27 protein-coding genes are annotated in these 20,666 nt (G+C 60.9%); 15 read left to right on the top strand and 12 right to left on the bottom strand.

All coding sequences use genetic code 11. From position 1 onward, the window contains the following. Positions 1 to 235: 235 nt before the first annotated feature. Together ACR0JN_RS09210 and ACR0JN_RS09205 are read right to left on the bottom strand one after the other, a co-directional pair. Positions 236 to 835: an MlaC/ttg2D family ABC transporter substrate-binding protein gene (locus ACR0JN_RS09210; RefSeq protein ID WP_480885260.1), complete on the bottom strand. Its 600-nt coding sequence runs from the start codon at positions 833 to 835 to the stop codon at positions 236 to 238. Beyond that, a complete protein-coding gene (locus tag ACR0JN_RS09205) occupies positions 825 to 1,595 on the bottom strand; it encodes an MlaA family lipoprotein (RefSeq protein WP_480885492.1) in 771 nt (256 codons plus the stop codon). Before ACR0JN_RS09205 ends, ACR0JN_RS09210 begins: the two co-directional genes overlap by 11 nt. 338 nt (positions 1,596 to 1,933) lie before the next feature. Between ACR0JN_RS09205 and ACR0JN_RS09200 the strand changes: the two genes are divergently transcribed. Genes ACR0JN_RS09200 through ACR0JN_RS09185 form a run of 4 tightly spaced genes read left to right on the top strand, consistent with a single transcriptional unit; the run spans position 1,934 to position 4,676 of the window. Next, on the top strand, positions 1,934 to 2,389 hold the full coding sequence (locus ACR0JN_RS09200; protein ID WP_480885259.1) for a RidA family protein: 456 nt from the start codon (positions 1,934 to 1,936) through the stop codon (positions 2,387 to 2,389). Further along, entirely contained in the window at positions 2,386 to 3,153 is a 768-nt protein-coding gene (locus ACR0JN_RS09195) for a glycerophosphodiester phosphodiesterase family protein (protein WP_480885258.1), read from the top strand. Before ACR0JN_RS09200 ends, ACR0JN_RS09195 begins: the two co-directional genes overlap by 4 nt. A 45-nt stretch (positions 3,154 to 3,198) precedes the next feature. Then, a complete protein-coding gene (locus ACR0JN_RS09190; RefSeq protein WP_480885256.1) occupies positions 3,199 to 4,386 on the top strand; it encodes a GNAT family N-acetyltransferase in 1,188 nt (395 codons plus the stop codon). Beyond that, on the top strand, positions 4,383 to 4,676 hold the full coding sequence (locus ACR0JN_RS09185) for a 4a-hydroxytetrahydrobiopterin dehydratase (protein WP_480612096.1): 294 nt from the start codon (positions 4,383 to 4,385) through the stop codon (positions 4,674 to 4,676). Before ACR0JN_RS09190 ends, ACR0JN_RS09185 begins: the two co-directional genes overlap by 4 nt. On the opposite strand, the gene ACR0JN_RS09180 is transcribed toward ACR0JN_RS09185, so the two are convergent. From ACR0JN_RS09180 to ACR0JN_RS09165, 4 genes are all read right to left on the bottom strand, one after another. Then, complete coding sequence (locus tag ACR0JN_RS09180) at positions 4,673 to 4,984, bottom strand: hypothetical protein (protein WP_480815667.1); 312 nt, start codon at positions 4,982 to 4,984, stop codon at positions 4,673 to 4,675. The two genes, ACR0JN_RS09185 and ACR0JN_RS09180, sit on opposite strands and share 4 nt — an antisense overlap. A gap of 9 nt (positions 4,985 to 4,993) precedes the next feature. Further along, positions 4,994 to 5,341 carry an EF-hand domain-containing protein gene (locus tag ACR0JN_RS09175; protein ID WP_480885255.1) on the bottom strand — a complete coding sequence of 116 codons (348 nt, stop codon included), beginning with the start codon at positions 5,339 to 5,341 and terminating at the stop codon, positions 4,994 to 4,996. A gap of 11 nt (positions 5,342 to 5,352) precedes the next feature. Then, complete coding sequence (locus ACR0JN_RS09170; RefSeq protein ID WP_480612099.1) at positions 5,353 to 5,598, bottom strand: glycine zipper 2TM domain-containing protein; 246 nt, start codon at positions 5,596 to 5,598, stop codon at positions 5,353 to 5,355. Between the two features lie 104 nt (positions 5,599 to 5,702). Next, positions 5,703 to 6,188: a redoxin family protein gene (locus ACR0JN_RS09165; protein ID WP_480885254.1), complete on the bottom strand. Its 486-nt coding sequence runs from the start codon at positions 6,186 to 6,188 to the stop codon at positions 5,703 to 5,705. A gap of 99 nt (positions 6,189 to 6,287) precedes the next feature. Here ACR0JN_RS09165 and ACR0JN_RS09160 point away from each other — a divergent pair, with 99 nt between their 5' ends. Genes ACR0JN_RS09160 through ACR0JN_RS09145 form a run of 4 tightly spaced genes read left to right on the top strand, consistent with a single transcriptional unit; the run spans position 6,288 to position 8,915 of the window. After that, positions 6,288 to 7,499, top strand: coding sequence for an NAD(P)/FAD-dependent oxidoreductase (locus ACR0JN_RS09160; RefSeq protein ID WP_480885253.1), 1,212 nt, complete (start codon positions 6,288 to 6,290; stop codon positions 7,497 to 7,499). Continuing rightward, positions 7,496 to 8,056, top strand: coding sequence for a 16S rRNA (guanine(966)-N(2))-methyltransferase RsmD (gene rsmD / locus ACR0JN_RS09155; RefSeq protein ID WP_480885252.1), 561 nt, complete (start codon positions 7,496 to 7,498; stop codon positions 8,054 to 8,056). Before ACR0JN_RS09160 ends, rsmD begins: the two co-directional genes overlap by 4 nt. A gap of 17 nt (positions 8,057 to 8,073) precedes the next feature. Next, positions 8,074 to 8,709 (top strand): HAD family hydrolase, encoded by a 636-nt coding sequence (locus ACR0JN_RS09150; RefSeq protein ID WP_480885251.1) that lies wholly within the window; start codon positions 8,074 to 8,076, stop codon positions 8,707 to 8,709. A 26-nt stretch (positions 8,710 to 8,735) separates the two neighbouring features. Next, positions 8,736 to 8,915: a hypothetical protein gene (locus tag ACR0JN_RS09145; RefSeq protein ID WP_480815673.1), complete on the top strand. Its 180-nt coding sequence runs from the start codon at positions 8,736 to 8,738 to the stop codon at positions 8,913 to 8,915. On the opposite strand, the gene map is transcribed toward ACR0JN_RS09145, so the two are convergent. Beyond that, positions 8,903 to 9,715, bottom strand: coding sequence for a type I methionyl aminopeptidase (gene map / locus ACR0JN_RS09140; RefSeq protein WP_480815674.1), 813 nt, complete (start codon positions 9,713 to 9,715; stop codon positions 8,903 to 8,905). The genes ACR0JN_RS09145 and map overlap by 13 nt on opposite strands. A 178-nt stretch (positions 9,716 to 9,893) precedes the next feature. On the opposite strand from map, the gene ACR0JN_RS09135 reads away from it, so the two are divergent. Beyond that, positions 9,894 to 10,259, top strand: coding sequence for a hypothetical protein (locus ACR0JN_RS09135; protein ID WP_480815675.1), 366 nt, complete (start codon positions 9,894 to 9,896; stop codon positions 10,257 to 10,259). Between the two features lie 6 nt (positions 10,260 to 10,265). On the opposite strand, the gene sfsA is transcribed toward ACR0JN_RS09135, so the two are convergent. Next, on the bottom strand, positions 10,266 to 10,967 hold the full coding sequence (gene sfsA, locus ACR0JN_RS09130; RefSeq protein WP_480885250.1) for a DNA/RNA nuclease SfsA: 702 nt from the start codon (positions 10,965 to 10,967) through the stop codon (positions 10,266 to 10,268). Between the two features lie 51 nt (positions 10,968 to 11,018). Between sfsA and ACR0JN_RS09125 the strand changes: the two genes are divergently transcribed. Genes ACR0JN_RS09125 through ACR0JN_RS09110 form a run of 4 tightly spaced genes read left to right on the top strand, consistent with a single transcriptional unit; the run spans position 11,019 to position 13,934 of the window. Beyond that, positions 11,019 to 11,741 (top strand): competence/damage-inducible protein A, encoded by a 723-nt coding sequence (locus tag ACR0JN_RS09125; protein ID WP_480885249.1) that lies wholly within the window; start codon positions 11,019 to 11,021, stop codon positions 11,739 to 11,741. After that, positions 11,738 to 12,448 carry a GNAT family N-acetyltransferase gene (locus ACR0JN_RS09120; protein ID WP_480885248.1) on the top strand — a complete coding sequence of 237 codons (711 nt, stop codon included), beginning with the start codon at positions 11,738 to 11,740 and terminating at the stop codon, positions 12,446 to 12,448. The genes ACR0JN_RS09125 and ACR0JN_RS09120 overlap by 4 nt, the downstream gene beginning before the upstream one ends. Positions 12,449 to 12,462: 14 nt before the next feature. Beyond that, the gene (locus tag ACR0JN_RS09115; protein ID WP_480885247.1) at positions 12,463 to 13,035 is read left to right on the top strand and encodes a peroxidase-related enzyme; all 573 of its coding nucleotides are present in this window, start codon (positions 12,463 to 12,465) and stop codon (positions 13,033 to 13,035) included. Beyond that, entirely contained in the window at positions 13,032 to 13,934 is a 903-nt protein-coding gene (locus ACR0JN_RS09110) for an OmpA family protein (RefSeq protein ID WP_480885246.1), read from the top strand. Before ACR0JN_RS09115 ends, ACR0JN_RS09110 begins: the two co-directional genes overlap by 4 nt. Before the next feature lie 87 nt (positions 13,935 to 14,021). On the opposite strand, the gene ACR0JN_RS09105 is transcribed toward ACR0JN_RS09110, so the two are convergent. Both ACR0JN_RS09105 and ACR0JN_RS09100 read right to left on the bottom strand, forming a co-directional pair. Continuing rightward, positions 14,022 to 15,368, bottom strand: a complete 1,347-nt coding sequence (locus ACR0JN_RS09105; RefSeq protein ID WP_480885245.1) for a hypothetical protein — start codon at positions 15,366 to 15,368, stop codon at positions 14,022 to 14,024. Between the two features lie 220 nt (positions 15,369 to 15,588). Next, positions 15,589 to 16,494: a LysR family transcriptional regulator gene (locus ACR0JN_RS09100; RefSeq protein WP_480612112.1), complete on the bottom strand. Its 906-nt coding sequence runs from the start codon at positions 16,492 to 16,494 to the stop codon at positions 15,589 to 15,591. 228 nt (positions 16,495 to 16,722) lie between these two features. Here ACR0JN_RS09100 and ACR0JN_RS09095 point away from each other — a divergent pair, with 228 nt between their 5' ends. After that, the gene (locus ACR0JN_RS09095) at positions 16,723 to 17,163 is read left to right on the top strand and encodes a DUF4399 domain-containing protein (protein WP_480885244.1); all 441 of its coding nucleotides are present in this window, start codon (positions 16,723 to 16,725) and stop codon (positions 17,161 to 17,163) included. A gap of 67 nt (positions 17,164 to 17,230) precedes the next feature. Here the strand turns inward: ACR0JN_RS09095 and ACR0JN_RS09090 are convergent, their stop codons facing one another. After that, positions 17,231 to 19,258: a 2,4-dienoyl-CoA reductase FMN-binding domain-containing protein gene (locus tag ACR0JN_RS09090; protein ID WP_480885243.1), complete on the bottom strand. Its 2,028-nt coding sequence runs from the start codon at positions 19,256 to 19,258 to the stop codon at positions 17,231 to 17,233. 131 nt (positions 19,259 to 19,389) lie between these two features. On the opposite strand from ACR0JN_RS09090, the gene ACR0JN_RS09085 reads away from it, so the two are divergent. Further along, a complete protein-coding gene (locus ACR0JN_RS09085) occupies positions 19,390 to 19,875 on the top strand; it encodes an RNA pyrophosphohydrolase (protein ID WP_480885242.1) in 486 nt (161 codons plus the stop codon). Between the two features lie 3 nt (positions 19,876 to 19,878). Here the strand turns inward: ACR0JN_RS09085 and ACR0JN_RS09080 are convergent, their stop codons facing one another. Then, positions 19,879 to 20,661, bottom strand: a complete 783-nt coding sequence (locus ACR0JN_RS09080; protein ID WP_480885241.1) for an ATP-grasp domain-containing protein — start codon at positions 20,659 to 20,661, stop codon at positions 19,879 to 19,881. Between the last annotated feature and the right edge of the window lie 5 nt (positions 20,662 to 20,666).

Genomic DNA, 20,666 nt, shown 5'->3' with positions numbered 1-20,666 from the left:
CGTTGGGTCGAGTTTGGACGGGTTCCAACGTTAGCGGAGGGGCAGTTCTTCAGCGCGGTGCTCGCCTGATCCGTATTCAGATCAGGCGCATCAAAGCGTGGAAATCTAGGAATTGCGCCTGTCCAAAAGTAAAGCGGCGCATCCGAAATGCTGTAAGCCCGGAGAATTTGGTGCGAAAACTGCACCACTGCTCAAAGGCAATCAACCTGACCTCGGCCAGCGCGGTGCAAGCGGATCAGCTGGTCCGGTCCAGATCCTTGATCAACTGGTTCAGATTGCCCTTGCGCGCATCCAGCATCGCGCCGATCTCGGTGCGCTCGGTCAGCAGCAGGTTCACGCCTTCGATGAACATGTTGTAGAACTTGTCGCGCCCGGATTTGTCAGAGACCAGAAAAGTCACATCGAACGGCGAAGACCCGCGCAGTTTGACCGACGTTCTGACCTCGTAACCCGCTTTGATCTTGCGGGCGTTGCGGACATTCACTTCACCCCCGATAAACTCGCGGAACCGGCGACCGTATTTGCGGGAAATATAGCCCTGAAACGCATTGGTGAAGCGCCGTAGCTGTGCCGGGGTGGCCGTACGGGCATCCGCGCCCAAAGCATAGCGGGCCATGATCGGCACGTCTGCATATTGCACAAAAATCTTCTCAAATTCGCGCAGCATGGCGTTTTCGGATTTGCCGGAGGCGATCACCCGGTTGATATCGGCAACCACGCTGTCCACCAGAGCCTTGGCGCTGGCCTCGGTCTGGGCGAAGGCGGGCAGGGGCAGGGCGGCCAATGCCAGGCCTGCGGCGATAAATCCACGTCGGTTCAATGCGTTACTCGGCATATGGGTCCTCGTAGGGGTCAAGAAAGGGGTCTCTGACTGGGTCAGTCCCAATTTCTGCGTAGGGATCGTCATACAGCCCCAGATAGGCGTCCTCATCATCTCTTGCCAGTTCGAAGCGGCGATTTTGAAGATAGATCAGCCGCGCCTGCGCATAACTGTCCGCGCTGTCATACAAAATCGAATCCACCGTGTCCGAGAACCGGCCCCGGTCGCCCATGCGCCGCACAACCTCGGCGTAAACGCCGATGTTGTCCACGGGACGGGTCGGGCTGAAATTGATCGGGTTCGAGAACAGGTTGACCACAACGCCGATCGCGTCGCGTTGCGTCGAGGGGCCGTAGAAGGGCAATTCGACATAAGCCCCTTCGCCAACGCCCCAGACATGTAGGGTTTCGCCAAAATCGGTGTCCACCGGTGGCAGATTCAGCTCATCGGCGGGCGCAGACAGGCCGAACCCGCCCACGGTCATGTTGATGACAAAGCGCAACAAAGCGTTGCCGGTCTGCTTCGGGTTGCCCTGCAGCAGATAGTCAAGCGCCTGACCGGGAAGGGAAATATTCTCGGCGAAGGTGCTGAAGCTTGTCACCATCGGGTCGGGAACGATCTTCACATAGCCTTTCGAGGCCGGGCGGAACAGGAACCGGTCAACCCCAAGATTGAACTTGTGAACCGCGCGGTTGTTGCCCTCATAGGGGTCAAAAACCTCGCCCGGGGGGGCGTCTGCCGAGGGCCGGGTCGCGCAGGCCGACAAAACGGTCATCAGGGACAGGACAATAATGTGCTTCAGGCCAAATCTGCTCGACACGGGTCTCGTTACTCCAAAGTTGCCCTTTGATTTGGATGCAGGGCTTTCAATCAATACGCCTGTGCCGGTTGAGCACAAGTTTTCGAGTCATAGATGGTTCACGCCTCGAATGAAACACCTAGCGTTTAACCTGTCTGTCGGCGCGCCGTAAAGTGACACAGCTTCAACAGTTCGCAATAAGAGAAGTTATGCCCAGATCGCGGGCGTTCGGCAAAATGACGGTTTCCTTCTTTTCCAAACGTCACTTCCCGGTTAGCGTCCGCCCGAGTCGAACACAGGGTGAGGAGCATCACATGACCATCGCAGCAAAACTGGAAAGCCTGGGCGTCACGTTGCCGGACGCGCCCGCGCCAGCGGCCAACTATGTGCCCTTCGTGCGCCTGGGTAATATCGTCTACGTGTCGGGCCAGATCTCGAAGGCGGATGAGCTGATCACCGGCAAACTGGGCGATGACATGGATGTTGACGCAGGCGCTGCTGCTGCAAAGGTCTGCGCCATCAACCTGCTTGCGCAGGTCAAGGCCGCGTGTGGCGGCGATATCGAGAAACTGGTGCGGGTGATCAAGCTGACCGGTTTCGTGAACTCGACCGCCGATTTCACCGCCCAGCCACAGGTGATCAACGGCGCGTCGGACTTTCTGGTCGAGGCGCTGGGCGATGCGGGTCGCCATTCCCGCTCGGCCGTCAGTGCCGCGTCGCTGCCCTTGGGTGTGGCGGTCGAAATCGAAGGTATATTCGAGATCCAATGACACCGCCCCTGCCTTCTGAATTCCTGCAGGCCCCGATTGCGCATCGGGCTCTGCACGATATCCCCGATGGTCGTCCGGAAAACAGCCGCGCGGCCATTCGTGCGGCTGTTGACGCAGGCTATGGGATTGAGATTGACCTGCAACTGACGTCAGACAACCGGGCGATGGTCTTTCACGACTATGACATGGGGCGACTGACCGGGCAGCCCGGACCGATCCGGCAGGTTTCATCGGCACAGGCGCAGGCGACGCCGCTGCTGCATGCGGATGACGGTATCCCGACGCTGGACGAGGTGCTTGGGATGGTGGCGGGCAAGGTGCCCCTGTTGATCGAGTTCAAGGATCAGGACGGCGCGATGGGCCCCGATATCGGCGCGTTAGAGGCCGATGCCGTCCGCGCGCTGCAGGGCTATGACGGCCCCGTGGCCGTGATGTCGTTCAACCCCAACAGCGTGGCCGAACTGGCCCGTCTGGCCCCGCATCTGCCACGGGGTCTGGTGACATGCTCTTACAGGCCCAAGGCCGAGCTGTTGGCGCCAGACATTTGCGACTATCTGCGTGACATTCCTGATTTCGACCGGGTGGGGGCCAGCTTCATCAGCCATGAGGTGCATGATCTGACCCGCCCCCGCGTCGCCGAGTTGAAAGCGCGCGGCGTGCCGGTCCTGTGCTGGACCGTCCGCTCGCCCGAACAAGAGGCAGAGGCCCGCCAGGTTGCCGATAATGTGACCTTCGAACGCTACATGGCCGCGCATCCGGCTTGATCCCACCCGCTTGGACCACAGATAAAGACGGGGCGCGGAGGGCACATGGATCAGGCACAGATCGAGGTTCAGGTACTGGCATCCCTGTCGCAGATATCTGCGACAGAGTGGGACGCCTGCGCCTGCCCCGAGGTTGCAGAGGGCGGGCGACCGCTTGATCCCTTCACCACGCATCGGTTTCTGCTGGCGCTTGAGGAAAGCGGCTCGGTCGGCCGCGGCACGGGCTGGCAGCCGCAGTACCTGACCGCCTATCTGGACGGGATGCTGATCGCGGCGGCTCCGATGTACGCCAAATCGCATTCTCAGGGCGAATACATCTTCGACCATAGCTGGGCCCATGCCTATGAAAGCGCGGGCGGGCGGTATTATCCCAAACTGCAGATCGCGGTGCCGTTTACCCCCGCAACCGGTCGCCGTTTTCTGGTGCGACCGGGATATGAGGCGATTGGCATGTCGGCGCTGACGCAGGGCGCGGTGCAACTGGCGGCCGACAATCAGGTCTCCTCGCTGCACGCCACCTTCTGCACCGAGGATGAGGCGCTGGCCGGGGAACAGATGGGCCTGATGGTGCGCCATTCGCAGCAGTTTCACTGGCTAAATGACAATTACGCTGATTTCGACGGGTTTCTGGCGGCTCTGTCGTCACGAAAACGCAAGAATATCCGCAAGGAACGGGCGCAGGCCTGTGGGTTCGGTGGTGAGATCCGCACGTTCACAGGCGACGACTTGCGCCCCGAACATTGGGATGCGTTCTGGCGGTTCTATCAGGATACCGGGTCGCGCAAATGGGGTTCTCCTTATCTGACGCGGCAATTCTTTGACATCGCTCAGGAAACCATGACCGATGACATCGCCTTGGTGCTGGCCGAACGCAACGGCTATCCCATCGCGGGCGCTTTGAACTTTATCGGGCGCGAGACGCTGTTTGGCCGCTATTGGGGCTGCGTCGAACACCATGCCTGCCTGCATTTCGAACTGTGCTACTATAGGGCGATCGATTTTGCCATCGCCCAGGGCCTGAATCGGGTCGAGGCCGGTGCGCAGGGCGAACACAAGCTGGCGCGCGGGTATCTGCCCACGCGCACGCATAGCCTGCACTGGGTTGCCGATCCCGGATTTGCCGATGCGGTCCAGAAATTTCTGGACGCCGAGGGCCGGGCGGTGGGAGAAGAGATCGAGATTCTGACCGAATACGGACCGTTCAGAAAATCGAACCCGGAGGAACACCAATGACCGAACTTTTGTCGACCGAGACGCGCGGACCGCTGCTGGACCCGCTGTTCAAGAACGGCTGGACCATGGTTGAAGGCCGGGACGCGATTACCAAGACCTTCATTTTTGACAATTTTGTCGCCGCATTCGGCTGGATGACGCAGGTGGCGATCTGGGCCGAGAAGTGGAACCACCACCCCGAATGGTCGAACGTTTACCGCACGGTCGAGGTGGTGCTCTCTACCCACGACGTAGGCGGGCTGTCGGCGCTGGATGCCAAGCTGGCGCGCAAGATGGATGGTCTGGTCTAACCCCGGTCGCTTTGCGAGCCCTCACCACCGGCCAGCGAGGCCGTGATGCCCAGTTGCCGGAACTCATCCGGCGTCACCGTACCATCGCTGACATCGATATTGCCCGGGATACCCGTGACCCGATTGCCGATGGACCGGACACTGCGCGCCGCTGGATTGATGTCCAGACAGCGCGTGTTGTAACAGGTCAGCCCGCTGGTATTGATCTGGATGCGCTGCTGCCCGTCCGGCCCGGTGACAACCGGGGCTTGCGGCACATCGCAGGCCGCGACCAGAGCCAAAGCCCCCAGACCGATCCATTTGTTCATCGCTCGCTCCTAGTCCAGCTGACCGTTGCCATCCAAATCCGCAGAGGTGAAATCGCTGTCCATCTGCGCATCATATTCTGCTCTGGAGATAAGGCTGTCATTGTTGCGGTCAACATTTTGGAACTGATTGATGTCCAGAAACGGTTTCGCTTCATCCAGACCCAGCGTGCCGTTCTTGTCCTCGTCCATGGCCTGAAAGGCATAGTCGGAAAAGGCGTTGAACTCGTCCTTGGACAGGAAGCCGTCATTGTTGGCGTCGATGGCTTTCAGTTCGTTTTCATGCAGCTCGCCCACGGTTTCGGCACTGGCGGCTCCGGCCAGCAGGGTTGCTGCGATGACGATGATCTGACGTTTCATGGCGGCACTCCTCAGCATGCGAATCTCTGACCTTCAAAGCCGCCCGCGGCGGCCCCGGCCGCGGTCAGGATGGTTTTGCCGGATCCGCCGCCGAACTGGTTGCCGATGGCCCCGCCGATCAATGCGCCGCCCAGCGTTCCTCCAAGGCAGGCAATCTCGTGCTGGCGGGCGGCTTGTTGTTGCGGGGTGGGTGCCGGTCCGCAGGCTGCCAACAGCCCCGCGCCGGTCAGGATAAGTGAAAAAGCCTTGAGTTTCATAAATTAACTCCCCGGTTCATCTGCGCCGAGTATTCGCGCATCGGGGCGTTCTAGCAAGTTAAATACGGCTCGGTCGGCCCCGGTATTGCCGGGGCCGGGCCGGGTTACATGGTGGCCAGCAACGTCTCACCGGCGGACACCTCGCAGGTGCCGGGGCTTTCTTCCAGATTCAGCGCCGCGACCTTGCCATCGTCAACCAGCATCGCATAGCGCTTGGACCGTGCGATCAGGCCCGCAGGCGGGGCGTCAAATTGCATGCCGATGGCCTTGGTGAACTCGGACGCGGCATCTGCCAGCATGGTCAGGCCAGCATCGGTTGCGCCGGTGGCCTCGCCCCAGGCTTTCATCACGAAGGGGTCGTTGACCGAGATGCAGATGACCTCGTCCACGCCCTTGGCATCGAACTGACCCTTGGTGCGCATGAAGCTGGGCACATGGGCGGAACTGCAGGTTGGGGTATAGGCGCCGGGCACCGCAAAAATCACGACTTTGCGCCCTTTGACCTTGTCGGACAACCGCACCTCTTCCGGGCCCTCGGCCCCGATCCGGGTCAGCGTTGCATCGGGCAGAGTGTCACCTGTTGAAATCATTTTTAACCTCCTGTCGTTTGGATTTGCAGAGTCGGGCTCAGCCGCAATATAGGTGAGCGAACACAGTTAACCACGGGAATTCGACAGGGTGGGAGGAGCATGAGCCATATTGTCGTGATCGGTGCGGGGCAGGCGGGGTCATCGCTTGTCGCAAGGCTGCGCAAGGACGGGTTTGAGGGGGACATTACCCTGATCGGGGCCGAGCCGCATCTGCCCTATCAGCGCCCGCCTTTGTCCAAGGCCTATCTGCTGGGCGAGATGGAGCTGGAACGCCTGTTCCTGCGCCCCGAGAGCTTTTATGCCGACAACAACATCACCCTGCGTCTGGGCCAGCGCGTCACCGGCATCGACCCGCAGGCCAAGACCGTGATGGTGGGGGATGAGGTCATCACCTATGACGAGTTGGCCCTGACCACCGGGTCCGACCCGCGCCGCCTGCCTGCGGCGATAGGCGGCGATCTGGACGGTGTGCATGTGGTCCGCGATCTGGCCCATATCGACGAGATGGAGCCGCGTGTCACCGACGGTGCCCGCGCACTGATCGTGGGGGGCGGATATATCGGGCTTGAGGCCGCCGCCGTCTGTGCCAAGCGCGGGGTGAAGGTCACTCTGGTCGAGATGGCGGATCGCATCCTGCAACGGGTCGCGGCCCCCGAGACCAGCGATTATTTCCGCGCGCTGCATTCTGAATACGGCGCAGATATCCGCGAAGGGGTCGGGCTGGATCGTTTGATCGGGGAAGATGGCTATGTGACGGGGGCCGTTCTGACGGATGGCGCGGAACTGGCGGTGGATTTCGTCATTGTCGGCGTCGGCATCGCGCCCGCGACCCAACTGGCCGAGATGGCGGGGCTGGAGCTGGACAACGGTATCAAGACCGACGCCCATGGCCGCACCTCGGATCCCTCGATCTGGGCGGCAGGCGATTGCGCGTCTTTTCCGCATGGCGAGGGGCGTATCCGGCTGGAAAGCGTGCCCAACGCGATAGATCAGGCCGAGATCGTGGCTCAGAACATGCTGGGCGCGGCCAAGGGTTACACCGCGACACCGTGGTTCTGGTCGGATCAGTATGACGTCAAGCTGCAGATCGCGGGCCTGAACACCGGCTATGACCGCGTCGTGACCCGCAAGGGCGAGGGTGCGACGGTGTCCTTCTGGTATTACAAGGGGGACCAGCTGATCGCAGTGGACGCGATGAACGACCCGCGTGCCTATATGGTCGGCAAGCGCCTGATCGACGCGGGCAAGACCGCTGATCCCGACGTGGTAGCTGACCCGGATGCGGACCTGAAGCCGCTGCTCAAGGCGTGAGGATCATCGCCGGAGACTTCCGGGGCCGTGCCTTGACCTCGGTCGGCAAAGGGGACGCAGGCGCGCATCTGCGCCCCACCACCGACAGGGTGCGCGAAAGCCTGTTCAACGTGCTCACCCATCTGATCGATTTCGAAGGCCTGCGGGTTCTGGACCTGTTTGCAGGCACCGGCGCGTTGGGGCTCGAGGCGCTGTCTCGCGGCGCGGATCATGCCACATTTGTCGATGACGGTCGGGTGGCGCAGGGTCTGATCCGCAAGAATATCGACCTGACCCGCAGCGCCGACCGGACGAGCCTGATCCGCCGGGATGCCACTAAACTGGGCGAAAACCCCGGCGCGGCCTATGACCTAATCTTCCTCGACCCGCCGTATGGCAAGGCGCTGGGCCAGAAGGCCGTTGACGCTGCTCTTGCGGGCGGATGGATCGCCGATGACGCGCTGCTGGTCTGGGAAGAAAGCACCCCGATGGCCGCACCGAGCGGGTTCACCCAGCACGACACGCGGAAATACGGAGACACCCATATCTCATTGATGTGGCGTGATATTTCAGACTGAAGAAGGCAAGGACCCTCATGCACGATCTGGTCATTTTCGATTGCGACGGCGTTCTGGTCGATAGCGAACCCCTGTCCAATCAGGTGCTTGTCGACAACCTGGGCCGCTATGGTCTGGACCTGACGCTGGAGGACAGCGTCGGTTTCTTTCTGGGCGGCACGATGACCGGCGTGCGCGACAAGGCCCGCGATTTGGGGGCGGACCTGCCAGACGATTGGGTCGATCAGGTCTATGCGGAAACCTATGCGCGTCTGCGGCAGGGCGTGTCGCTGATGCCCGGAATTCGCGTGCTGCTGGACACGCTGGACTACCACGGCATCCCGTTCTGCGTCGCCTCGAACGGCAGCCCGGACAAGATGGAGATCACATTGGGCCAGAACGGTCTGTGGGATCGTTTTCAGGGGGCCATGTTTTCGGCGCATCAGTTGGGGACAGCGAAACCGGACCCCAAGATGTTTCAGCTTGCGGCGGAACAGTTTGGCGCATCCGCGCCGGTCGTCATCGAGGACAGCCACAATGGTGTGACCGCCGCGATCCGTGCCGATATGCGCTGCCTGGCCTATGCACCGCACGGGGACGGTGCCAAACTCACGGAAATTGGCGCAGAAGTGTTTTGGGACATGGCCGAGGTTCCCCGGCTTTTGGGACTCTGACCCAAAAACATGCTATGGTCCGCATCATGGACCGCGCTTTATCTCCGCCGCTCTGGGTTTTCGAACCGGAAACCGACACCGTGACCGGCCCGCCGCCGAAACCCCGGCGCGCGCCTGTGTTCATCCATGACGCTGTAATGCCATGGGGGTCCGAGACGATGTTGCTGAAGCTTCTGCGCGATCAGGCGCAGGATCAGGACGAATAGGTCGGATGGAACTTGTCGCCCGGTGACAGGGTGAAGATCTCGACCCCGTCTGCCGTTACTCCCACCGAATGCTCAAACTGCGCCGACAGCGATTTGTCGCGGGTCACGGCGGTCCAGTCATCGGCCAGCGTCTTTGTCTCGGGGCGGCCCAGATTGACCATCGGTTCGATGGTGAAGAACATACCCTCTTCCAGAACCGAGCCCGTCCCCGGACGCCCGTAATGCAGCACATTCGGCGGCGCGTGGAATACCCGGCCCAGCCCGTGGCCGCAGAAATCGCGGACAACGGACATCCGGTGCGCCTCGACATAGGCCTGAATGGCGTGGCCGATATCGCCGAAGGTGTTGCCCGGCTTGACCATCTCGATGCCCTTGAACAGGGCGTCATGGGTGACCTGAATCAACCGTTCCGCCTTGCGTGGCAGTTTGCCCGCCACATACATGCGCGAGGTGTCGCCGAACCAGCCGTCAACGATGACGGTCACGTCGATGTTCAGGATATCGCCATCCTTCAGCTTCTTGTCGCCGGGAATGCCGTGGCAGACCACGTGGTTCACGCTGATGCAGCTTGCGTGCTGATAGCCCTTGTAGCCAATAGTGGCCGAAGTCGCGCCCGCATCCTCGACCATCTGAGTGATCAGCCCGTCGATGACGCCGGTGCTCTGGCCCGGAAAAACATGCTCCGCGATGTCGTCCAATATCCGCGCGGCCAAGGCCCCTGCGGCGTGCATGCCAGCAAAGTCTCCCTGTTCGTAGATGCGGATACCGTCCTTGGTCAGACGGCCACGATGTTCTTTCATCGACGCTAGGCTCCAAATGTTTCGCGCAGCGCCCCTTTTACGCTGCTTGTGCAGAAAGTACCAGAGGGTGCTGTTTTCAATCGTTCAAATGGCGTTGAAGGGGCCGAGATCAAGCTTTGGTAGCCGCAGGATTGCGCTAGGGTGGCAGCCAGCACTACGCAGGAAGCGGGGAAAACCAATGCCAAAATGGGCCGTTGTCCTGATCATGGTCGCCCTGACCGGATGCCGGGAAGAAGTCACCTTGCTGTCGGGTCCTCAACTGGCGAACCTGCTGGCCGATGACCGCCAGATCGCGTTTGACAGGTTTCACATCAGCGGCACAGCCCATTTTCACCCCAATAGGACGTTCGAGGTTTCGATCCCCCGGCTGGGTCAGGATACCGGAGAGTGGTGGCTGGAAGACAATCAGATTTGCAGCCGCTGGACGAGTTTCCGGCAGGGGCGCAAATTATGTGCTTTGGTTGGCCAAACCCGCGACGGGACCTATCGCGGGCAAAGCCCGAAATCCGGGGTGTTTCTGGGAACATTCCGATTTCAGGACTGATCTCGCCTAGCTGACCTGCCATTGGCGGGTGGGGTCGGCCCAAACGCCCTCGGGGGTGATCTTGGTGCCGACGATCAGCCGCTCAACCCCCTTGGCCGCCTGAAAAGCCGCCGCATAGGCCGGATCGATATCCGCAGCCAGCGCGAACCGGTCGCAGTCGGTGCGCTGCACCAGATACAGCATCATCGCCCGGTGCCCCTGCGCCGCCATGGCCGCCAACTCGCCCAGATGCTTGGTGCCGCGCGCCGTCACGCTGTCGGGAAACTCGGCCAGACCGGGCTGGCGGGACAGGGTGACGCTTTTGACCTCGACATAAGCATCCGGCAGGCCCGGCTGGGTCAGCAGGAAATCGATGCGGCTGCTCTCGCCGTATTTCACCTCGGGGCGGACGGTTTCATAGGCGGCCAGTTCCGGGATCTCGCGCGCCATCAGCGCCGCCCGCAGCGCCCGGTTCGGCAGCGAGGTATCGACCCCGGTGAAATGCCCGTTCTCATGGTCCACCAGCCGCCAGCCGTATTTCAGCTTTTTTTTCGGATCATCGTTGGGCTCCAGCCATATCCGCTCTCCCGGTTCCGCCAGCCTCATCATCGAGCCCGGATTGGCGCAATGGGCGGTCACCTCGCGCCCGTCCTCCAACGTGCAATCGGCCAGAAAGCGTTTATAGCGGCGGATCAGGCGGGCGGGGACAAGGGGGGTTTCAAATCGCATGTCCAAGGGCCTATACCTGCCCCAAGGGCCGATCAAGAGGGAGGGCGCGCCATGGCCAATCCAACCGCAGCAATGCTTGTGATCGGGGATGAGATCCTGTCGGGCCGCACCCGCGATGCCAACATGCATTATCTGGCGCAGGAACTGACCAAACACGGCATCGACCTGAAAGAGGTCCGCATCGTCAGCGATGACGCCCCCGCGATCGAAGAGGCGGTCAAGGCGTTGTCCGAGGCGCATGACCATGTCTTCACCAGCGGCGGCATCGGGCCCACCCATGACGATATCACCGCCGATTGCATCGCCCGCGCCTTTGGTGCCCCCATCGACATCCGCGCTGATGCCCGCGCCTTGCTGCAAGCCCACTATGACAAATCCGGGCTGGAGCTGAACGCCGCCCGCTTGCGCATGGCGCGTATCCCGGACGGGGCGGCTCTGATCGACAACCCGGTCTCGACCGCGCCGGGCTTCACCCTTGGCAATGTGCATGTGATGGCCGGGGTGCCCTTGGTGTTTCAGGCCATGGTGGCCAGCGTTCTGCCCACCTTGACCGGCGGCAGCCCGCTGTTGTCGCAGACCCTGCGGGTGGATCGGGGCGAGGGCGACATCGCCGCCACCCTTTCCGCGCTGGCGGATGCGTTCGAGCAGCTTTCGATCGGCTGTTACCCGTTCCAGATCAACGGCGTGTTCGGGGCCAATGTGGTGGTGCGAGGCACGGACGGGGCTCAGATCGACGCTGCCATGACTCGGTTGGCGAAGGAGCTTGAGCTTTGAACGTCAACTGGGCCGAGGTTGTCGATGGCACCTGGCCCGCAGCCCGGTATGACACCTGCGGACCCTTCCAACTGCGTCAGGGGCAGGGCGGCGGATCACGCGTCTCTGCCGCTAGCGCGCTGGGGCCAGCGACCGAAGGTGATATCGACGCCGCCGAGGCCGCGATGCTGGCGATGGGTCAGAAACGGATCTTTTGCCTGCGCCCGGGGGATGATGCGCTGGACGAACAGCTGGCCGCACGCGGCTATGACATCCTCGATCCAGTCAATATCTATCGCTGTCCTGTCCGCCAGTTGACCGACACTCCCGTACCGCCGCTGGTGGCCTTCGACATCTGGGAACCCCTTGCAATCATGCGTGAGATCTGGGCGCAGGGCGGTATCGGGCCCGAGCGGGTCGCCGTGATGGAACGCGCGCCCGGCCCGAAAACCGGCCTGCTCTTGCGCCATGACAACCGCCCCGTCGGCACGGCATTTGTGGCCATCCACGAAGACATCGCCATGGTACATGCGCTGGAAATCCTGCCCGCCCATCGCCGTCAGGGCGTCGGCCAATGGGGCATGCGCGCTGCGGCCTTCTGGGCTCTGGACAATGGCGCGCAGACCCTTAGCGTGATCTGCACCAAGGCCAATGCCGGGGCCAACGGCCTGTACCGCGCTCTGGGGATGGAGATCGCGGGCGAATATCACTACCGTCAGCGTGTCTGACAAGAGGGACCAACGTGACCACAAAAGACCTGCCAACCGCGCTGGACCTGCCCATGGTCGATCCGCTGCCGCCCGAGACTCAGAAATACTTCGATATCTGCGTCGAAAAGCTGGGCATGGTGCCGAACGTTCTGAAAGCCTATGCGTTCGATATCGACAAGTTGAACGCATTCACCACCATGTATAACGACCTGATGCTGGCCGACAGCGATCTGTCGAAACTGGACCGTGAAATGATTGCCGTCGTCGTATCTGCGATCAACAAATGCTTCTATTGCCTCGTGGCACATGGCGCGGCGGTGCGGCAGCTTTCCGGCGACCCGCAACTGGGTGAGGCGTTGGTGATGAATTACCGCGTTGCACCTCTGGACACGCGGCAACGCGCGATGCTGGATTTCGCGGCCAAGATGACCACCGCCAGTGCCGAGATTGAAGAGCCTGATCGCCAGCGTCTGCGCGATGCCGGGTTCAGCAACCGGGATATCTGGGACATTGCCAACGTGACCGGGTTTTTCAACATGTCGAACCGTGTGGCCAGCGCCACGGGCATGGTTCCGAACCCCGAATACCACGCCCAATTTCGATGATCCGACGTCTTGCCCTTTGCGCCGTGTTGCTTGCGGGTCCTGCCGCCGCGCAGGACCTGGCCCTGCCGTCCAGCGCCCGGCAGATCAGCGACCGCACCTCGCCGCTGGACAGCTATGACCTGCCCACCGGCCCCTATGCCGATGGCGCAGTGCCCGCCCGCACCGTCGAAGGCCGGGTCGAGCGCTATACCTGGCGGCTGCAGGCGGGCTCCAGCACCACGCTGCAATTGCTGGCCCCTTTGCGCGACCAGATCGAGGCGCAGGGCTTTGACATCCTCTTTGAATGCGAGGCCCGCAACTGCGGCGGTTTCGATTTCCGCTTCGGCACCGAGGTCGTCCCGACCCCCGACATGTATGTGGCCATTCAGGATTACCGGTTCCTGTCGGCCACCAAAGGCCCCGAGGTGCTGAGCCTGCTGGTCAGCCGCAACCCGCCCGACGGCTATGTCCAGCTGATCCGCGTCACGCCGGTGGACGCCCCCGATCCCGCCCCGGTGGTGATCGAGGAAACCGTGGATCAGGCGGGCGGCCTGCTGGAAGACCTTCAACAGAACGGCCACGTTATCCTCGACGATCTGCATTTCCGCACCGGAGAGGTGACGCTGGGCGAGGGACCGTTTGCCTCGTTGTCATTGCTGGCGGGGTTCCTGTCCGACAACCCCGATCTGCGGTTGGCGCTGGTGGGGCATACAGATGACACCGGCACCCTGCAGGCCAACACCGATGTCAGCACCAAACGCGCCCAATCCGTCCGCGCCCGCCTGATCGAAGCGCACGGCGTCGCTGCGGATCGGATCGAGGCGGATGGCGTGGGCTATCTGGCCCCCCTCACCTCGAACACCACCGCCGAGGGGCGCGACCTGAACCGCCGGGTCGAGGCGGTGTTGCTGGTCAATTGAAGCGGGGTGCAGCTGGCGGGGCGCTTGCGCGTTAATTTGAAGGGAATCTCACGTGCGAAAGCGACTGCGGCCCACGCTTGAGGTAAACTACTGACGCGAGTTTATGCGCAGTGATGCGAATAAAGCTTTCACGTGACCCGCTGCCTCACGCCATTGGTCTATTTCACCCAGTGGAAGGTAAAAGCTGTAGCCCAGCGATCCTTCAAAGACCTGAGCGCGGCAAACCTGATCAGTGTAAGGCCCACTTAGGCAATACAGGATTAAGCGTTGTTCTGTATTCTCGTCAAACCCATCGACTATCATCCTGTTTCTCCCCATCAAGTCATCAGCTTTCAACTCGTCAGGGTCGGGCATCATCTCCAGCGATATGGCATCTTCAAACACATCTGGTTGAAGTGGGTTGTAGATCAGTTCCATTGTTTCGGTGATCGAAGAATAGGTTCCGTCTGACCCGATCAGTTTATTGCTGCGGATGGAAAGCCGATCCGTGTAGGCGCTTGGGTGAAGCTCTGGCCCGATGGAGTATACATCTGGACCCACGCCGTAGATGGTGTTCTCAACCTCCCCGATTTTGATTGCTTCGGCGAAATTCTGGATAGGATAGCAGGTTGGAACGCCCCAGGTTGCTTTGACGTTTTTGACGAATTCTTGCCGCCGTATTGACCAATGCGCGGTTAACGAGCTCTGGTTGTCAACGCGTTTCAAAAGCCCGAGATTTGGGTATGTATGGCCCTTTGGCAGAGCGAAAAAACCAAGCTGTTGAATTTCAGAAACAGGCCCTGACCTATCTGAGGCTGTCAAGCACCAAGCCTCACCTTCCGCAAGCGCTTCGGCGGCGGTGAGTATACGGTTGGGTTGCTGTGCACCCATGGTTGCGGCGACCGCCAAAGCGACAAAGCTGACGGCCAGCGTGATCGCCAGTTTTCGTCTTGAAATTGCAAGAATCACGGCAGCGGCGGAAGACGCCAGAATAGCGATACCAATATCGAGTTTCACACCCGCGGACACACCCGAGAGCATAAAAGCAAGCGATATCGCCAGAGCCAGGCCAATACAGCACCCTACGGCTGCCAAAGCGGCAATATCGAAGCAATCCATGAAGCGGTTTTTGGGGCCAGCCAAGTTGTTGACGTTCAGCGTTTTACGTATCGCAGAAACCGCCAATCTTATGAGTATTGCGAGTGCGATAACGAATGTAAAAAGAACAATTATCGCCGTGCCGATAGTGTAGCCAAAGTTTTGATCGGACCAATGAACAGGTCCTTCCAAGAGCTTTCCTGCTATGTAAGCAGTGGCGGAAAGGCCCGCCAGCCTCCACATAAGAAATGCGGGCAGAAATGGGCTGATTAACGCGAAGATAAGAAAGGCTGAGTAGCAGAAAGTAGCTATATCGTGAATCATGTCCGGATCGCCAAAGTTCTCAGGTGTGGTCACAGAAACGTCTGTGAACTTTTATGAAACTCATTTGCCACGTCTGGATGGCAGAATTTGATGGGAGTTTGCGCAGTTTTTCCTGAATTGTGAGCCTGTTATCTATATGTCCCGTGGCATCCGCGACCGAGCGGCTCAAAGCCTTAATGCGCGAAGGTTTCCCCCGCCCCAGTAAAAAAAAGACCCGCACAAAGTGCGGGCCGTCTGAGTTCACCGGGAGAAATTACCAATCCATCGGGCCTCGGTCGTGGAAGGCCTCGGCCAGGAAATCTATGAAAGCGCGTACCTTGGGCTGTGTGAAACGGCCGGGCGGGTAGACGGCGTAGACGCCCTGGACCTCATCCGGGAGCGAGGGCATGGCGTCCACCACCTCGCCGGATTTGATCGCCGAGGCGTAGAGATAGCTGGGCAGATACGCGATCCCCAGACCCGAGATCGCCGCGTTCAGTAGGGACTGGCCGTCATTGACGCTCAGCCAGCCGGCGGTGCGGACCTGCCGCTTTTCACCCGACGGCGCGGTCAGTTTCCAGACATTGCCCGAAGACTGGCTGGAATAATGCAGCAGCTTGTGTTCGTTCAGATCGTCGATCTTCTGCGGGCGGCCGAATTTCTCGACATAGCTGGGGGCCACGACCATCCGTTTGACGGTTTCGGTCAGCTTGCGGGCGCGCAGGGTGCTGTCTTCCAGCTCGCCAATGCGCACGGCCACGTCGAAACCTTCGGAAATCAGTTCCACGTAGCGGTTGTTCAGCACCATATTGACGGTGATTTCGGGATAGGCCGACAGGAAATCCGACAGCACCGGCGACAGGTGATTGACGCCGAAATCGGTCGCGACGCTGATCCGCAGCAGGCCGGACGGGGCCGATTGCATGGAGGTCACCAGCGAATCCGCCTCGCCCGCGTCATTCAGCACGCGGCGGGCGCGGTCATAATAGGCCAGCCCGATCTCGGTCGGTGAAACACGGCGTGTGGTGCGGTTCAGCAGCCTTGCACCAAGTCGGGCCTCAAGGCTCGACACGTGCTTGGACACGGCTGATTTGGAGATGCCCATCTTTTTTGCCGCATCGGTGAAGCCACCCTGGTCCACCACGTTGGCAAAGGCTTCCATTTCCGTCAGTCGATCCATTCTAATACCCCAGGCATTGGTTATTGTCCCGACTTTGGCCCCCAATCTGGGCGGAAACGGGGCAGACATGGGATAATATCAGGGATTTAAAGTGGATCGTTTGCAGATGGGAAACGCGGAAACAGTTTGAGCGCAACCGGCCAGTCTGCCCGTTCACAACAGGTTTTCTGGACATTCTGGACGACGTGCTATCATCAGAATGGCATTTTTGTGACGTGGGAGGAAATCATGAAAGCCATTTTAACCGTTGCCGCGCTGTGCCTGTCTGCCACGTTTGCGCTGGCCGGAGGAGAAACGCCATCCAACCCCGACGCGAAGGTCTACTTCGTGAATCTGGCAGATGGCGACACGGTGCAATCGCCGGTGACAATCGTCTTTGGCCTAAGCGGCATGGGCGTCGCACCCGCCGGGACCGAGGCCGAGAACACTGGCCATCACCACCTGCTGATCGACCGCCCGCCGCTGGGTGAGGGCGAGGACGGCGCGGATGAGCTGGCCTATGGGTTGCCCGCCGACGACAACCACATCCATTTTGGCGGCGGCCAGACCGAGGTAACGCTTGAGATGACGCCCGGCGAACACACGCTGCAACTGGTGCTGGGCGATGCGGGACACGTACCGCATGCGACACCGATTGTGTCAGAGGTGATTACGATTACCGTTGAGTGAGCGGCCAGGGTCTTTGACTGACCCCGCCAACTGATCTACCGACTCGGTGTGAACGGGGCTGGTCTCTTTACAGTTCCGCCGCCAGTCGCGTCCCCTGATTGATCGCGCGTTTGGCATCCAGTTCGGCGGCCACATCCGCGCCGCCGATCACGTGGCAGGGGATGCCGCGGTCGCTCAGCGCATCCGCAAGGCTGCGTTCGGAGACCTGACCGGAGCATAGCACAATCGTATCCGCGGCGATCACGGTGGGGTCGGCGCGGGTCTCGCCGAAACTGATATGCAGGCCCGCGTCGTCGATGCGTTCATAGTTCACGCCGCCCACGAAATTGACGCCCTTCATCTTCAGCGTCGCGCGGTGAATCCAGCCTGTCGTCTTGCCCAGCCCCTTGCCATGCCGCTGCGCCTTGCGTTGCAGCAGCGTGACTTCACGGGCCGGGGCTGCGGGCTGCGGCCCTTCCGGGGCCAGCCCCGAGCGATACTGTTCCGGGTCCGTCACGCCCCATTCTTTCATCCACGCGGGCAGGTCGGTGGTCGGGCTGTGACCATCCTCCAGCAGAAACTCCGAGACATCGAACCCGATCCCGCCTGCACCGATCACGGCCACGGATTTGCCCACCTCGGCCTTGTCGCGCAGCACGTCGATATAGCTGAGCACATTGTCCCGATCCTGCCCCGGTATCTGCGGATCGCGCGGGGTGACGCCGGTGGCGATCACCACCTCGTCAAAACCGGTCAGATCGTCGGCGCTGACCTCGCGGATCAGTTCGACCTTGACACCCAGATCGTCCATCATGGTGCGGTACCAGTCGACAAGGCCCCAGAATTCCTCTTTCCCCGGCACCTGTTTCGCCATGTTCAACTGGCCGCCAATTTCAGCCGCGCGGTCGAACAGGGTCACGTCATGGCCGCGCTGGGCGGCGGTCATTGCGGTGGACAGCCCCGCAGGACCCGCGCCGACAATCGCGACTTTCTTTGCGGTCTCGGCGTCGCCGATCACCAACTCGGTCTCATGGCAGGCGCGCGGATTGACCAAGCACGAGGTCAGCTTGCCGCTGAACGTATGATCCAGACAGGCCTGATTGCAGGCAATGCAAGGCGCGATCTGCGCCGCCTCACCCGCCATCGCCTTGTTCACGAAATCCGCATCCGCCAGCATGGGCCGCGCCAGAGACACCATATCGGCGCAGCCGGTCGACAGAACCTCTTCGGCGACCTCGGGCGTGTTGATGCGGTTCGATGTGATGATCGGAATCCCAACCTTGCCCATCAGCTTTTTCGTCACCCACGCAAAGGCCGCACGCGGAACGGATGTGGCAATCGTCGGTATCCGCGCCTCGTGCCAGCCGATGCCGGTGTTGATGATCGTGGCCCCCGCGGCCTCGATCCGCTGCGCCAGCTCGACCACTTCGTCATGGGTTGATCCATTGGGCACCAGATCGATCATCGACAGCCGATAGATGATGATGAAATCCGTCCCCACCGCCTCACGCGCCCGCCGCACAACCTCGATCGGCAGGCGCATCCGGTTCTCATACGACCCGCCCCAGCGGTCCTCGCGTTTGTTGGTATGGGTCACAAGGAACTGGTTCAGGAAATACCCCTCAGACCCCATGATCTCGACCCCGTCATAGCCTGCCTTCTGCGCCAGCCGGGCCGCATTCACGATGTCGCCGATCTGCTTCTCGATCCCATCCTCATCCAGCTCATTGGGTGGGAACGGAGAGATCGGCGATTTCACCGGGCTGGGCGCCACGCATTTCGGCCCATAGGCATAGCGCCCCGCATGCAGGATCTGCATCGCGATCTTGCCGCCCGCCTCGTGCACCCGCTGCGTCACGATGGAATGGTTCGCGACCTCGGTATCATTGGTCATCATCGCCGCCCCCGGCAGCACCGAGCCCTCAAGGTTCGGACCAATCCCGCCCGTCACCATCAGCGCCACGCCGCCGCGCGCCCGGTCGGCATAGAACTCGGCCACCCGGTTCCAGTCACCGGTTTCCTCAAGCCCGGTATGCATCGAGCCCATCAGCACGCGGTTTTTCAAGGTGGTAAAGCCCAGATCCAGCGGGGCCAGCATGTTTGGGTACGCGGTCATGACGAACTCTCCCTGTTTCGGCGCTTAGATTGACGTGCGCGTTACCTTTGTCACGCGAAACCTAACGTCACCCCCTTTGCCCCCCGGATGGCGCTTGATACAGAGGGCCCGAACAACCCAAGAGGCCGCGCATGACCCCCGAAGACATTGCCCAACTGCCCTATCGCCCCTGCGTCGGGCTGATGCTGATGAATGCCGAAGGCCGGATATTCACGGGCCTGCGCAACGACGGCCCCCGTGACGCATGGCAGATGCCCCAGGGCGGCGTGGACAAGGGAGAAGACCCCCGCGATGCCGCCCTGCGCGAGCTGTGGGAAGAGACCGGCATCACCCCCGATCTGGTCGAGATCATCGCCGAGACCCCCGGCTGGCTGCCCTATGACCTGCCCCACGACATCGTGCCGAAAATCTGGAAAGGCCGCTATCGCGGGCAGGAACAGAAATGGTTCCTGCTGCGCTTCACGGGCCGTGACGATCACATCAATATCGAAACCGATCACCCCGAATTTACCCGCTGGAAGTGGCAGGAGCCCGCGCAACTGGTCGAAGAAATCGTGCCGTTTAAGCGCGAGGTGTATGCGCAGGTGGTGGCGGTGTTTGCGCAACACTTGGGCTGAAGGCTACTCGCCCAAGGCTTCGATGGCCGTAACCAACCGCTTCAGGTCTGCCGCATAAAACCCGGCTGCGTTGATGCAGTTTGTCTCAAGCATTCTCAGCCCATCACCCGTGCGGCAGATGTCGATGACATAAGCCTGCGCGTAACCCGGATTGAGGTCCACCATCCGTTGCGCAAAAGCCAAGGCGTCGGCGTCGATCTCATGTCGGTACACGACGCGCGTACCCTCTTTATACTGGGAATGTGTGACCACCTTCCCATCGACCACCCATAGCCGCCATTCTGTGAGGATACGGGCTGGTCGGCTCAGCATCAGTTGCATGTCATGGCGTAGCGACCCATTTGGTATCTCGTCTTCATTCAACGCAAGCACGGTTTGCGCAATTGCGATGATTTCGTCAGCAGATTTGACGGCTCCTGCGATTTCTTTGCTGTCATCCACAGGGCGAAAGAACCACAACTGCCCGTCATCGGACAGCGTGTTAGGGATGTCGCGCAGCGTGAGGAACACCGAACCCGCGCCATTTAACAAATGCGGGTGCCATGCTTGCTCGTGCACGTAAGGCCGCAGCTTGAATACTCCAGGCTTCAGGCCCCGAGACGCTGCAAACCGCCAAAGAGTATAGGATCCGAACAGAACCACGGAATTCCCGTCTGCAATATCTGGTTCGGGGGTCAAGTCTCCGACAAACGGCACGACTTTGTGCCACGAATATGGGATGTCCAGCCGATCCAGCGCATCGGCGAGTTTTTGGGTGTCCTCAAATTCCTGAAGCAGCCATTGCATCCGTA

Source organism: Ruegeria sp. G12 (genome assembly GCF_056533565.1).
The sequence above is the reverse complement of the archived record's forward strand: the minus strand, read 5'-3'. Positions and strand labels throughout refer to the sequence as shown.